The organism is Agromyces cerinus subsp. cerinus, from assembly GCF_900142065.1.
Taxonomy (GTDB): domain Bacteria; phylum Actinomycetota; class Actinomycetes; order Actinomycetales; family Microbacteriaceae; genus Agromyces; species Agromyces cerinus.
The window spans coordinates 1-13526 of the sequence record NZ_FSRJ01000002.1 but is presented as its reverse complement, the minus strand read 5'-3'; the positions used below and the strand labels follow the sequence as shown (position 1 = coordinate 13526).

General features: G+C 70.4%; 12 protein-coding genes, 1 rRNA gene and 1 pseudogene. 6 read left to right on the top strand and 8 right to left on the bottom strand.

Annotated features, from left to right (window positions below; all coding sequences use genetic code 11):
• Nucleotides 1-21 precede the first annotated feature (21 nt).
• Together BUR99_RS06135 and BUR99_RS06130 are read right to left on the bottom strand one after the other, a co-directional pair.
• Nucleotides 22-2179, bottom strand: a pseudogene (locus BUR99_RS06135) (ATP-dependent Clp protease ATP-binding subunit).
• A gap of 166 nt (nucleotides 2180-2345) precedes the next feature.
• Nucleotides 2346-2852 (bottom strand): hypothetical protein, encoded by a 507-nt coding sequence (locus BUR99_RS06130; protein ID WP_074259532.1) that lies wholly within the window; start codon nucleotides 2850-2852, stop codon nucleotides 2346-2348.
• A gap of 108 nt (nucleotides 2853-2960) precedes the next feature.
• Between BUR99_RS06130 and BUR99_RS06125 the strand changes: the two genes are divergently transcribed.
• The gene (locus tag BUR99_RS06125) at nucleotides 2961-3662 is read left to right on the top strand and encodes a YceI family protein (protein WP_074259531.1); all 702 of its coding nucleotides are present in this window, start codon (nucleotides 2961-2963) and stop codon (nucleotides 3660-3662) included.
• Nucleotides 3663-3664: 2 nt separating this feature from the next.
• On the opposite strand, the gene BUR99_RS06120 is transcribed toward BUR99_RS06125, so the two are convergent.
• Nucleotides 3665-4123 (bottom strand): DUF6194 family protein, encoded by a 459-nt coding sequence (locus BUR99_RS06120; RefSeq protein WP_200802697.1) that lies wholly within the window; start codon nucleotides 4121-4123, stop codon nucleotides 3665-3667.
• 41 nt (nucleotides 4124-4164) lie between these two features.
• On the opposite strand from BUR99_RS06120, the gene BUR99_RS06115 reads away from it, so the two are divergent.
• Together BUR99_RS06115 and BUR99_RS06110 are read left to right on the top strand one after the other, a co-directional pair.
• Nucleotides 4165-4914 (top strand): MerR family transcriptional regulator, encoded by a 750-nt coding sequence (locus tag BUR99_RS06115; RefSeq protein ID WP_074259529.1) that lies wholly within the window; start codon nucleotides 4165-4167, stop codon nucleotides 4912-4914.
• A gap of 72 nt (nucleotides 4915-4986) precedes the next feature.
• Nucleotides 4987-6015 carry an LLM class flavin-dependent oxidoreductase gene (locus BUR99_RS06110; RefSeq protein ID WP_074259528.1) on the top strand — a complete coding sequence of 343 codons (1029 nt, stop codon included), beginning with the start codon at nucleotides 4987-4989 and terminating at the stop codon, nucleotides 6013-6015.
• 24 nt (nucleotides 6016-6039) lie between these two features.
• On the opposite strand, the gene BUR99_RS06105 is transcribed toward BUR99_RS06110, so the two are convergent.
• Entirely contained in the window at nucleotides 6040-6741 is a 702-nt protein-coding gene (locus tag BUR99_RS06105; RefSeq protein WP_074259527.1) for a helix-turn-helix transcriptional regulator, read from the bottom strand.
• Nucleotides 6742-6828: 87 nt separating this feature from the next.
• On the opposite strand from BUR99_RS06105, the gene BUR99_RS06100 reads away from it, so the two are divergent.
• Nucleotides 6829-7698 (top strand): NAD(P)H-binding protein, encoded by an 870-nt coding sequence (locus BUR99_RS06100; RefSeq protein WP_074259526.1) that lies wholly within the window; start codon nucleotides 6829-6831, stop codon nucleotides 7696-7698.
• 149 nt (nucleotides 7699-7847) lie between these two features.
• Here the strand turns inward: BUR99_RS06100 and BUR99_RS06095 are convergent, their stop codons facing one another.
• The 3 genes from BUR99_RS06095 to BUR99_RS06085 form a co-directional block, all read right to left on the bottom strand.
• Nucleotides 7848-8393, bottom strand: a complete 546-nt coding sequence (locus BUR99_RS06095) for a hypothetical protein (protein ID WP_074259525.1) — start codon at nucleotides 8391-8393, stop codon at nucleotides 7848-7850.
• A 144-nt stretch (nucleotides 8394-8537) separates the two neighbouring features.
• Complete coding sequence (locus tag BUR99_RS06090) at nucleotides 8538-9911, bottom strand: APC family permease (RefSeq protein WP_394327835.1); 1374 nt, start codon at nucleotides 9909-9911, stop codon at nucleotides 8538-8540.
• Nucleotides 9912-10018: 107 nt separating this feature from the next.
• The gene (locus BUR99_RS06085; RefSeq protein ID WP_074259523.1) at nucleotides 10019-11116 is read right to left on the bottom strand and encodes an alcohol dehydrogenase catalytic domain-containing protein; all 1098 of its coding nucleotides are present in this window, start codon (nucleotides 11114-11116) and stop codon (nucleotides 10019-10021) included.
• Between the two features lie 119 nt (nucleotides 11117-11235).
• Here BUR99_RS06085 and BUR99_RS06080 point away from each other — a divergent pair, with 119 nt between their 5' ends.
• Nucleotides 11236-12672: a PucR family transcriptional regulator gene (locus BUR99_RS06080; RefSeq protein ID WP_074259522.1), complete on the top strand. Its 1437-nt coding sequence runs from the start codon at nucleotides 11236-11238 to the stop codon at nucleotides 12670-12672.
• A gap of 95 nt (nucleotides 12673-12767) precedes the next feature.
• Nucleotides 12768-13208, top strand: coding sequence for a nitroreductase family deazaflavin-dependent oxidoreductase (locus tag BUR99_RS06075; protein WP_074259521.1), 441 nt, complete (start codon nucleotides 12768-12770; stop codon nucleotides 13206-13208).
• A 224-nt stretch (nucleotides 13209-13432) separates the two neighbouring features.
• Here BUR99_RS06075 and rrf read toward each other — a convergent pair.
• A 5S ribosomal RNA gene (gene rrf / locus BUR99_RS06070) occupies nucleotides 13433-13526 on the bottom strand; the annotation flags it as partial.

Sequence of the window (13526 nt, the reverse complement as noted above, 5' to 3'; positions counted from 1 at the left end):
CGGATGCCGCGTGGTGTTCGCCTAGTCGGCCGAGGCGTCGGCCCGTGCCACCGTGAGCGAGTCGCCATCGTCGGCGAGCCCGACCACGACGGTGTCGCCGTCGCGCACCTCGCCCGTGAGCAGCGCCCGGGCGAGCCGGTCGTCGATCTCGTGCTGCATGAGCCGGCGCAGCGGCCGCGCGCCGTACAGCGGGTCGTATCCGCGCTCGGCGAGCCAGGCCCTGGCATCGGGGGTGACCCCGAGCTGGAGCCGCCGCTCGTGCAGCCGCGACGAGAGCCGGTCGATGTAGAGGTTGACGATCTCGCCGAGCTCCTCCTCGCTGAGCGCGGAGAACACGACGATGTCGTCGAGCCGGTTCACGAACTCGGGCTTGAACGCCTGCCGCACGGTCTGGAGCACGGCCTGCTCCTTCTCGTCCCAGCTGAGGCTCGGATCGACGAGGTACTGCGAGCCGAGGTTCGACGTGAGGATCAGGATGGTGTTCCTGAAGTCCACCGTGCGGCCCTGGCCGTCGGTGAGACGCCCGTCGTCGAGCACCTGCAGCAGCACGTCGAAGACCTCGGGGTGCGCCTTCTCGACCTCGTCGAAGAGGATCACCGAGTAGGGGCGACGACGCACGGCCTCCGTGAGCTGGCCGCCCTGGTCGTAGCCGACGTACCCGGGGGGCGCGCCCACGAGCCGGGAGACCGAGAACTTCTCGCCGTACTCCGACATGTCGATGCGCACCATGGCGTGCTCGTCGTCGAAGAGGAACTCCGCGAGCGCCTTCGCGAGCTCGGTCTTGCCGACGCCCGTCGGGCCGAGGAACAGGAAGGACCCGGTCGGCCGGTTGGGGTCGCTGATGCCGGCGCGCGAGCGGCGCACCGAGTCGGCGACCGCCGCGACGGCGCGCTTCTGGCCGATGAGTCGCTTGCCGAGCTCCTGCTCGAGGTGCAGCAGCTTCTCGGTCTCTCCCTGCAGCAGCCGACCGACGGGGATGCCCGTCCACGCGGCGATGACCTGGGCGATGTCCTCTTCAGTGACCTGCTCGTTGACCATGCGCGGCTCATCGGGGGCCTGCTCGGCCCGCTCGGCCTCCTCGAGGTCGCGCTGCAGCCGGGCGATCGTCTCGTACTCGAGCTTCGAGGCCTTCGCGTAGTCGGCCTCGCGCATGGCGCGGTCGCGCTGCGTGACGGCCTCGTCGAGCTGCTTCTTCAGCTCGCCGACGCGGTTCAGCGACATCCGCTCGCGCGCCCAGCGGGCTTCGAGGCCGGCGAGCTCGCGCTCCTGCTCGACGAGCGTCTCGCGCAGCTTCGCGAGCCGCTCCTTCGACGCGTCGTCCTTCTCCTTCTTGAGGGCGAGCTCCTCGAGCTTCATGCGATCGACCTGCCGCTTCAGCTGGTCGATCTCTACGGGGCTCGAGTCGATCTCCATCTTGAGGCGCGACATGGCCTCGTCGACGAGGTCGATCGCCTTGTCGGGCAGCTGGCGCGCCGAGATGTAGCGGTTCGACAGGGATGCCGCCGCCACGAGCGCGGCGTCGGAGATCGTGACCCCGTGGTGGGCCTCGTAGCGGCCCTTGAGTCCGCGGAGGATCGCGATCGTGTCTTCGACGCTCGGCTCGCCGACGTACACCTGCTGGAAGCGGCGTTCGAGCGCGGCATCCTTCTCGATGTATTCGCGGTACTCGTTGAGCGTGGTCGCGCCGATGAGCCGCAGCTCACCACGGGCGAGCATGGGCTTCAGCATGTTGGAGGCCGCGACGGATCCCTCGCCGCCGCCCGCACCCATGAGCAGGTGCAGTTCGTCGACGAAGGTGATGATCTCGCCCTCGGCGTCGTTGATCTCCTTGAGCACGGCCTTCAGCCGCTCCTCGAACTGGCCGCGGTACATCGCACCGGCGACGAGCGCCGAGATGTCGAGCGAGATGAGCTGCTTGCCCTTCAGCGACTCGGCGACGTCGCCCGCGACGATGCGCTGGGCGAGTCCTTCGACGACGGCGGTCTTGCCGACGCCGGGCTCGCCGATGAGCACGGGGTTGTTCTTCGTGCGTCGCGAGCACCTGGCTGACGCGGCGGATCTCGGAGTCGCGCCCGATCACGGGGTCGAGCTTGCCCGCCTTCGCGATTTCGGTGAGGTTGACGCCGTACTGTTCGAGCGCCGACTTCTGCTCCTCCTGCGTGCTCGGCGCACCCTGCATGTTGGCCACAGGCTCTCCCTTCGTTCAAAACTTGAGTGTACTTAACTCAACTTTGTCGAGAGGGCTGGTATTCCGGCTTCCGCGCCGAATCTCCCCCGAACCTCACGCTAGACGGATGCCCCGTGGCCCGCCAGCAATCGGCCGGAGTCCGCGAGACCCGCGGCCGTCAGCGCACGACCTCGACGGCGAGCACCGTGGTGCGCACGACTCCGGCGGGCGTGGGCGATTCGAACCGCACCGGCATGCCCGGAAGGGCCCGGGCGAACCAGAACGTCTCGACCGGGGCATCCGGAGCCTCGTCGTCGCGAGTGTCGAAGCGCAGGCACTCGACCCGGCCGATCGGCAGATCGAGCATCTCCTCGCGCCGGCTCGTGGTCGCCGCGGGGAATGCGGCGTGCCCCTGCAGCTCGCGCCACGTCACCCGGCCGCGTGCGACCTCCCCATCGACACCGCCGCCCGGCGCGACGCGCCAGCGTTCGAGAATCGCGCCGTCGTCGTCGCAGTCACTGAAGCGGTTGACGCGCTCGAACGCGCCGCCGTCTGGCTCCTCGACGAGGATGCGGATGGTCGTGCCCGAGCCGCTCGCGTTCCGAATCTCGTCGGCGGTGAACGGCGTGGGCAGCAGGTCCGGCCCGAGCAGGTGGGAGTCGATCGCGTCATCGGGGTCGCTCATGCACGACAGTCTGCGTCATCCGCCGTCATCTCGACAGTGTCGCGACGCATTCACTGCGTTCTCATACCGTGATCGGCGAAGCTCGAAGCCCGACCCCGAGGAGCCGCAGTGCAGAAGCGCACGAAGATCATCACCGCCTCGATCGTCGCCGGCGTGCTCGCGCTCGGTGCGACCGCCGCCATCGCAGGACCGATCGTCTACCGCGACCTCATCGTCGGCGAGGCCGAGTCGGCACCGTCGGTGACGGCGGCGCCGCCCGCGACGGCCGAGGCGGGCACCGAGGCATCCGATCTCACCGGCGAGTGGATCGTGGCGGGCGGTTCGTTCGCCGGCTACCGCGTCGACGAGATGCTGAACGGCACCGACGTGACGGTGACCGGGCGCACCTCCGACGTGACGGGCTCCTTCACCGTCGACGGGCTGAGCCTGACCGCCGCCTCGCTCGAGGTCGACGTCGCGTCGATCGCGACCGACTCGGGCAACCGCGACGAGTACTTCCGCTCGACCGCCCTGCGCACGGACGAATTCCCCACCGCGACCTTCGTGCTGACCGAGCCGATCACGGTCGACACCACGCCCGTGGTCGGCGGGGTGCAGACGGTGCAGGCGACCGGCGAGCTCACCCTCGCGGGCGTCACGCGTGCGGTCACCGTCGACCTCGACGCGGTCTGGAACGGCGGTGACGGCCAGGTCGCCGGCAGCATCCCGATCACCTTCGCCGACTTCGGCGTCGAGGCGCCGAACCTCGGCTTCGTCTCGGTCGAGCCCGACGGGGTCATCGAGTTCTCGCTGGTGCTCGCGCGGGGCTGAGGTCAGGTACGGCGTCGCTCGAAACGGGCGCGCGCTGCGGCATGCGCCTCGGTGAGCAGCCGGACGACCAGCTCCAGTGTCGCGGCACCCGGGTTCACCACGGCGAGCCAGCCGAGTTCGCCGTAGACCGGGTGGGGCATCACCACATCGACGGCCGCGAGGTCACGACTTCGGCTCAGGCGTCGCGGGTCCTCGCCCGCGAGTTCGACGAACGTCGCGCGGCCGACGTGGACGTTCACCCGCCACCGGCCGTCGCCGAGCTCGGAAGAGGTGTCGTCGGGATAGTCCTTGGTGACGATGGTGCCGTACGGCTGCACGTTCGTGGGCATCCGCCCATCGGGTGCGTAGTAGAAGAACGCGTCACCCCAGGCCAGCTCCGGGAGCCCGCTGTCGGGCCCGGGCTGCACCACGAGCACGCCGTCGAACGTCCGAACCTTCTCGATGATCTGCTGCATACTCATGGTTCAAGTGTCACCTTCAAGTGCTTCTGTGGGGTTCAGCCATGAACGAGCCGGAGAGCGCCACCGGTCCCGTGCTCCGGACCATCGATGTCGCCCGCGCATCGGGCTACTCGGTGCAGCAGGTCCGCGACCTGGAGCGATTCGGCGTCATCCCGCCTGCCGTTCGCTCCGCGAACGGCTACCGCTCGTACGGGCCGATCCATGTCGCGGCTCTCCGCGGCTACCGGGCACTCGCCGGCGCGGCCGGCCCGGTGAGCGCGCGAAGCACGATGGCGGCGTTTCGAACCGAGGGCGTCGCCGAACGCGTGGCGACGATCGATGCCGCTCACGCGACGCTCGCACGCGAACGGGCCGAGACGTTGCGAGCCGGGCAGGCGATCATGGCGATCAGCGGTGAACCGGAGGCGCTGGAGCGCGAACCGGATCGTGACGCGATGACGATCACTGAGCTCGCGGGCGCGCTCGGCGTGCGCACGTCGACGCTGCGGTTCTGGGAACAGGAGGGGCTCGTCCGGCCGGATCGAGTGACCTCGCATCGAACGCGTCGCTACGAGGTCCCAGCGATTCGTGCCGCCCGGATCGTGGTGGCGCTTCGCAACGCCGGCACCGGCATCCCGACCGTCCGTGAGCTCCTCGGGGCGCTCGAATCGTTCGAATCGTTCGAGGATGCCGACGAGGCGACTCGAATCCTGCGACGGCGCCTCGATCGAATCGCGACGCGATCGCTCGCCCTCCTCGACGCGGGCGCTGACCTCGCCGCGCTCATCAACGCGATCCCCGAGCCGAGGTGATGCGGCCGGAGACGGCACCGCGAGGCATCCATGCACAGGAATAGAGGCTGGCGCCCGATCGTTCCACCAGTCGTGCAACGCTTCGGAACGCTCTCATTCGGACACTACGGCCCCCTTGGCGGCGGCCGCGAACTCTCCGCCGCCGACTCCATGCTGCAGGCGATCGACCTCGCCCAGGGCATGGACGAGCTCGGCGTGAACGGCGCGTACTTCCGCGTGCACCACTTCGCCCGCCAGCAGGCGTCGCCGATGCCGCTGCTCGCGGCGATCGCGGCGCGCACCAGGCACATCGAGGTCGGCACCGGCGTCGTCGACATGCGCTACGAGAACCCGCTCCACCTCGCCGAGGAGGCGGCTGCCGTCGACCTCATCTCGGGCGGCCGGCTCGCACTCGGCGTCAGCCGGGGATCACCCGAGACGGTCGTGCGCGGCTACGAGGCATTCGGCTACACGGGCTCGCAGGACCCCCGCGGCGCGGACATCGCCCGCGAGCACTTCGACCGCTTCCTCGAGGCCGTCGAAGGCAAGGGCATAGCCGAAGCGGATGCCTCGTCGCCGTTCGGCGGCGGCAGCGGCCTGCAGCGCATCGAGCCGTACTCCCCCGGCCTGCGTTCGCGCATCTGGTGGGGCGCCGGCAACAGCGACTCGGCGGAGTGGGCCGGGCGTCGCGGCGTGAACCTCATGTCGTCGACGCTGCTCACCGAAGACCGCGGCCTGCCGTTCGACGAGCTGCAGGCGCAGCAGATCCAGACGTTCCGCGCGGCCTGGCGCGAGGCCGGCCACCCGGGCGAACCGCGCACCTCGGTGAGCCGTTCGATCTTCCCGATCACGACGGCCGAAGACGAGCTCTACTTCGGCGGCCGCCAGGACGGCGACGGGGTCGGCTACATCGACGGCATGCGCTCGACGTTCGGCAAGACCTACACGGGCACGCCCGACAAGCTCGTCGAGCAGTTGCTGCGCGACGCGGCGATCCGCGAGGCCGACACCCTCATGCTCACGATCCCGAGCCAGCTCGGCGTCGAGTTGAACCTGCGGATGATCGCGGCCTTCGCCGAGCACGTCGCGCCGAGCCTCGGCTGGGAGCCCGCGAACCGCTGAACGCGCCGCCGATGACGGCATCGTTCAGCCGAGCCTGCCGAAGTCCGTGGCGAACCAGCGGCCGATCGAGGCATCAGGGAAGTCCCGACGCCGATAGGTGCCCGGAACTCGCTCGACGTCGGAGATGCGGTCGAAGCGGAACGTGCGCCACTCCTCACGATCGAGATCGAAGCCGACGAGGTACCACCGACCAGCCCTGAGCACATGTCGGTACGGGTCGACGAGCCGGGCAGACGAGGCCGCGTTGCGGTCGAGGTAGGCGAACCGGATGCGTCCGCCCTCGGCCACCGCATCGGCGACGATGCCGACGTCCTGCGCCGCGACGGCATGATCCTCTTCGAGTACCTCGGTGGCGAGGTCGATCGCATCGGCTCGACGGCGAAGCCCGGGCGGCAGCACCTGCTCGAGCTTCGCGAGTGCGACTCGGGCACTCTCGTCCCCCTGCAGACGCGGGGCGATCAGCCGCAGCCCCGCGACGATCGCCCCGATCTCATCGGCGGTGAAGAGCAGCGGCGGGATCGTCGACCCAGGGCCCAGCCGGTACACGCTCCCCGGCCCCGGTCGGGCGACGATCGCGTACCCCAGTCCGCGGAGCCGATCGACGTCTCGCCGCACGGTTCGCGCACTGACCCCGAGCCGCTCGGCGAGCGCGGCCGCGCTCCAGTCGGCGCCCGTCTGGAGCACCGACAGCAGCGACAGGGCACGCGCGGTCGGATCGCTCTCCATTCCTCCATTGTGCGGGTAATGGCGGCCAGGATCTGTCCGCCTCCGTCGCTACGGTGGGTCGATCATCTCGACGAAAGGACTCAACTCATGCGAATCGCCGTCACCACCCCGACCGGCAGGGTCGGTCGCCACGTCGTCGCCATGCTCGTTCGCGCGGGCGTGCGACCTCTCGTGCTGGCCCGCGACCCCGAGCGGCTCGACCCTGAGATCCGGCCGCTGGTGGACGCGTTCGCGGTCGACCAGTTCGATGCCGAGGCGGTGAGCGCAGCGACATCCGATGTCGACGCGCTCTACTGGGTGGACCCGCCCGCGGCGAGCGCCGATCCGCTCGACGACTACCGTCGCGCCACCGCCAGCGTGGTGCGAGCCGTCGACGACAACGGCATCGCGCGCGTGGTCCTCCAGAGCAGTGTCGGTGCCGAGAAGCGTCACGGCGCAGGTGAGATCGACGGTCTCGCCGCCACCGAGGTCGCGCTCGACGGCACCGCGGCGTCGGTGACCCATCTGCGCTGCGGGTACTTCTTCAGCAACCTCGAACTCCAGCTCGACCAGGTGCGATCGGGCAGCCTGCAGGTCATCCTCCCCCTGGATCACCCGATGGCCTGGGTCGCTCCGCGCGACATCGCCGAGGTCGCGGTCGCCCGACTGCTCTCGACGGGGTGGAGCGGCCGGCACGTGCAGGCCGTGCACGGGCCGGAGGATCTCACCTGGCGACGGGTGGCCGAGATCCTGTCCGAGGCGACCGGCCGACCACTCCGCGTCGAACGGATCCCGGATGACGCAATGCGCGACGGGATGCGCGGCGACGGGATGCCCGGCACCCTCGTCGACGCGTTGATGGGCATGTCCACCGGCCTCCGCGACGGCTTCGTTCCCGAGCAGCCGCGATCCGCGCAGAGCACCACGCCGACGACGCTCGCCTCCTGGGCGTACGACGTGCTGCGGCCGCAGCTCTGACGCAGCCGGAAACCGGCCTTGAAGCGGCGACGAGGCCCCGGAGTCCGGTCGACGGAACCGAGCCGACGCCCTCGAGCGCGTCGGTCTCGGTGTTGCCGATGTTCGCGATCACCTCGGGATCGATCGGCGGTCACTCCGACTCGGATCGCTCACGGCATGGGCGGTGCCGGCATCGTGCCGGAGAGCGACCAGCCGTTCTCGTCCACGCTGAAATGCGCCGGATCGGAGGCGTCCGCCTCTGCGGCGGCGCGATCGGCATAGACCAACCTCACCAGTCCTCGGGCTTCCCACATCTGCTCCGGCAGGTATGCGTCTTCCCACATCACGAACCAGCCGCCCGCCGTGCGGCGCCGCAGCTCGGCGAGCCAGGCGGCGTACTGCGGGTCCGGCCGTACGGCCGAAGGAACCTCCTGAGCCGCTCGGGCGAGCCGGTCGGCGAGCGCGACGACGCCCCAGTCGGTGCGGCCATCCCGGAAGACGTCCTGACCCGAGGCGTTCGTGTACGCCAGGAGGATGTTCCGCTCGCCGGCCCAGCCGATCGAGTCGCCCGGCTCCGGCACCAGAACGCGACACCGCCAGTGCCCGGTGGCGTAGTAGTTCGCCGCCACCCGCACCCCCTGGAATCCGAGCTCGTGCAGCCGCGACACGGCAGCGATGATGGCGGCCTCGGGACGTACCGATGCGTCGAGCGACATCCTCGAAGCCTAGGCGACGCCCGCTCCGACAGAACCGCGCCTCCCTGATGGCTGTAGGGGAGCCCAGGGAGGCGCGGGTACGGTGCCGGAACCCCGCCGTCGGGCTTGAGGCGACGGCGAGGCCCGGGAACTGGTGGACGCGACCTAGCCGACGCCCTCGAGCGCGTCGGTCTCGGTGTTGCCGATGTTCGCGATCACCTCGGGGCGGCGCTTGGCGAGGTGCAGGTACCAGGCGAGCGCGGCGATCATCGTGATGAGGAACAGGTAGGGGATGACGTTGAGCGGCCACGCCGGCACCGGCCACACGTTCGCGAAGAACACGTAGACCATGGCGACGACGGCGACCGTGGCGCACACCCAGACCAGGCCGTTGCGCATCTTCTCGCGTCGCGTGTAGACGACGCACGCGATCGCGACGAGGGCGTAGGCGACCATGTAGCCGTAGGTGCCGTAGGTGTCGACCCACACGACGATGTCCATCGGGTGCACGCCGATCGCCAGCAGCACGACGTCGAGCACGATCGCGGCGGGTCCGGCGACGAGCAGCACGCGGTGCGGGGTGAGGTGGCGCTCGTGGGTACGACCGAATCGCTCGGCGACGACGCCCTCCTTGCCCATCACGTAGATGATGCGGCCGACGACGTTGAGCGGGGCCACGACGACGGCGAAGAACGAGGCGCCGACGCCGAAGGTGAGCACTGGGCCGAACCAGGCGGGCATGCCGATCTGCGCCGAGATCGCCTCGAGCGGGCTCGCGACCGTCGCGAGGTCGTCGCCGAGGATCGCGATCTGCGTGTACGCCGAGAAGACGTAGAGCACGCCGACGCCGAGGGCGCTCCACATGATCGCCCGCGGGATCGCCTTGTACGGGTTCTTCGCCTCGCGGCCGAGGGCATCGGCCGAGGAGAAGCCGACGAAGCCGAGGATGCCGAGCACCATGCCCGCGGCGACGCCCTGGAACGGCACACCCTCGAGCGAGAACTGCGCCGGGTCCCACGCGTTCGGGCCGGCCCACACGAGCGCGAGCACGAGCAGCACGAGGATGATCGCGACCGAGACGAGCTCGAGCACGAGCGAGACGCGCGCCGAGAGGCGGATGCCCCGGATCGTGAAGAGCGTCGCGAGTCCGCCGAGCACGATCGCGAGCGTGATCTGGGCGAACACGCCCTCGAACGGCACGCCGATGAGCAGCAGGAACTGGTTGATGTAGGAGACCGAGCCTCCGAGCGAGCCGGCGGCGATGCCCCAGCAGCCGATGAGCAGCGCGACGCCGGCGAGGTACGCCCCGAACGGGCCGAGGCCCTTGGCGACATAGGTGTAGAGCGAGCCCGCCGACGCGTGCTTCTTGGCGAAGACGGCGACGCAGTAGCCGACCGCGAGGATCACGATCGTGGCGAGCACGAACGAGAGCATCGTGCCGTTGCCCGCGCCGATGAAGATGCCGGCCGCGGTGAACGCGATGACCGCGCTCGGGGCGATGTTGGCGATCGCCTGGGCCGCGAGCTCGGGGCCGCTCATGACGCCGCGGCGGAGGCCGGCGTCGGTGGGGGCGTCGGCTCGGGCAGCCGGCGCTTCGGAAGTGGTGGTCATGGGGGAACTCTCCAGTGAGTCGGGTGCTGCAGCGGTCAGGGGATGAGGAGCGTGCGGAGCGCTTCGCCGGATTCGAGGTCTTCGAACGCCTCGGCGGCCTCGGCGAGCGGGCGGCGGGCCGAGATCAGCGGGTCGAGCTTCAGCTGGCCGTCCATGTAGCGGTCGACGAGCGCGGGGATGTCGATCGAGGGGCGCACGGAGCCGTAGTTCGAGCCGAGGATGCGCTGGTCGGCCTCGGCGAGCACGAGCGGCTCGAACGAGGCCTTGGCACCGGTCGGCGGCAGCCCGACGATCACGGCGGCGCCGCCGAGGCCCAGCATGCGGATCGCCTGCTCGGTCGTCGAGGTGCGCCCGATCGCGTCGAAGGCGTAGTCGACGCCGTCGGGGATGAGCGCGAAGAGGGCCTCGACCGCGTCGACCTGCGAGGCGTCGATCTGGTCGGTGGCCCCGAACTGCACCGCGAGCGCGGTCTTGTCGGCGCGCACGTCGACCGCGACGATGCGCTCGGCGCCCGCGAGACGGGCGCCCTGCACGACGTTCAGGCCGACCCCGCCGCAGCCGATGACGACGACGGTCGAGCCGGGCTCGACGGCGGCGGTGTTGAGCACCGCGCCCACGCCGGTCGCGACGGCGCAGCCGACGACCGCGACGACGTCGAGCGGGGCGTCGTCGCGCACCTTCACGGCGCCGGATGCCGGCACGACGACCTCTTCGGCGAACGACGAGACGCCGAGGTAGTGGTGCAGCGACTCCTCGCCCTGCGACAGGCGCGAGGTGCCGTCGAAGAGCACGCCCTTCGGCGCGACGACGGTGGCGACCTTCTGGCAGCGGGCCTCGTGGCCCGAGCGGCAATAGCGGCACTCGCCGCACGGCGGCACCCACGAGAGCACCACGTGGTCGCCGACGGCGAGCGACGTGACGCCCTCGCCGAGTTCGACGACCACGCCCGACCCCTCATGACCCATGACGAGCGGAGCCGGGGCGTCCCATTCCCCTCGCTTCACGTGCAGGTCGGAGTGGCAGACGCCCGCCGCCGCGATCTTGACGCGGACTTCGCCGGCCTTGGGGGCGGCGAGCTCGACATCGGCGACCTCGATCGGCGTCTCCGGTGCGCGGAAGACGATGGCTTTCATGATGCTCCCTTGGATCAGTGCTGGGGTACGCCCGATGCTAGGCAGGCTCGACGCCTCGAGTCACTGCGAAGAATGTCGAACGATGAGCGGATGCCGCGGCATTTCGTACACTCGATGGCATGGCTCGTGACGTGCTCTCCATCGCCCGCGTACTCGGCGGCGAGCTCATCGGCGACGGCATCGCGCCGGCGACACCGGTCGACGCCGCCCTTCGGCTCGAGGAGTTCAGCGTCGTCGGCCACCCCGGCTTCGCGACCCTCGTCGTCGCCGGTGCCGAACCCCTTGCGACCGCCCTCACCGCCGGCGGCCCGCGCGCCGACGCGCTGCGCGGCACCGTGCTCGTCAGCCACGGCGCGACCCGGGCGCTTCGACGGGCGGTCGAGTCGACGGGGGCCACGGCGATCGTCGGCGCCGAGGCATCCGATGCCGTGCTGCATCCGCTGCTCGTCGCCCTGCTCGCGACCGACCAGGCCGCAGAGGACCGGCTCGTGACCACGGGCACGAAGGTGCTCACCCAGGTCGCGCGACGCGGCGGCGTCGGCGCGGTGGTCGCCGAGCTCGCCCGCCGCATCGACGGCTGGGCGGTGCTGCTCGACCCGCACGGCCAGGTCATCTCGACCGCGGGCGCCGGCGGGCTGCACGTGCAGGACGCGGTCGCCGTCGCGTTCAGCAGGCCGGTGCGGGTGCGGCATCCGGGCCTGCAGGTGCACCCCGTCGGCACGGGCGAAGACCTCAGCGCCTACCTCGTCATCTCCTCGCGGGAGGCGTCGATGAGCCGCGGCCGCGACCTCGCCTCGCAGGCGGCCGCCCTGCTCGACCTCATCCTGCGCACGCACGACCGCACCACGACCGAACGGCTCGGACGCGAGGTGATGATCGACACCCTCCTCGACGGCGGCCCGGCCGCAGCCGCGCTGCTGCGCCGCTGGGGCGTGCACGAGAGCTCACTCACCGGGTTCGCGCTGACCGCCAGGTCGAAGTCGGTCGACCTCGAACGCCTCGTGACCCGCTGGCTCGACGAGCTCGGCAGCGTGCACCTCATCACCGAGGAGCCGGGGCATCTGCTCGGCTTCCTCCGTGACGACCGCGTCGACGACCTCGTGCGCCGCGTCGAAGACGTCACGGCCGACGCCCGTACTCCGCTCCGTCTCGGGCTCGGCTCCCCCGCGGCATCCGACGCACTCGCCCGCACCGCCGCCGAGGCGAGGCAGGCGCTCGACGTGGCCGTGACCGACGCCCTCACCGTGTCGCGGTACCGCGCGCTGCCCACGGTCGCCCTCGTGCTCGATCGGCTCGACCCCGGCGACAACGCCCGACTCGCCGAAGTGCTCGACCCGCTGCGCGGCGACGACGGCCTGCACGCCGAACTCACCCGCACGCTGCGCGTCTACCTCGCCGAGCACGGCTCGTGGGGCGTGGCCGCCGAGCAGCTCGGCGTGCACCGGCAGACCCTCACGAACCGCATCCACCGCGTCGAGGAGCTCACCGGCCTCTCGATGGGCAACCCCGACGATCGCACCGCCGCGTGGCTCGCGATCCGGGCGCTCGACCGCTGAGCCGGCCCGCGCCGGAGGTGCAGGGGCACCACCCTGTGGAATGCCCCGGTGCGGCGCCGGGTTATCGTCGACAGACAGCACATCGAGGAGGATCCATGCCATTGGAAGGCGAGTACGAGCCGGGCACGTCGGCCTGGGCGCGCAAGCAGGCCGAGGCGTTCGAGGCGTCGCACGGCGAGTCGTCGAACACCCTGAGGGGCATGCCGATCATCGTGCTCACCACGGTCGGCGCGAAGTCGGGCAAGCTCCGCAAGACCGCGCTCATGCGCGTCGAGCACGACGGGGAGTACGCGGCCGTAGCCTCGCTCGGCGGGGCCCCGAAGCATCCGGTCTGGTACTGGAACGTGAAGAAGCACCCGCACGTCGAACTGCAGGACGGCGGCGAGAAGCACGATTACGAGGCCCGCGAGCTCGAGGGCGAGGAGCGCGAGGTCTGGTGGGCGCGCGCCGTCGAGGCCTACCCGCCCTACGCCGATTACCAGGAGAAGACCGAGCGCCTGATCCCCGTGTTCAAGCTGACGCGCGTCGTGCTCTAACCCCCGGCGCGGCGACGCGCGGAACCGCCGCGTGCGCGAGGGCGTAGAACACCTCGTAGACCATAACGCAGGCCTGAAGATGGAAGAAGAACACCCACAAGGCCGCCCTTCGGGCGGCCCTGTGGTCTGAACGTGCGCACACACAGTGCGCGCTGACCAGCATGCGTCTTTGGTGTTAAACCAAAGAGAGCCGCCCAACCTTGGGCGGCTCTCTTCGAAATTATGTCCGGCGGTGTCCTACTCTCCCACAGGGTCCCCCCTGCAGTACCATCGGCGCTGCGAGTCTTAGCTTCCGGGTTCGGAATGTGTCCGGGCGTT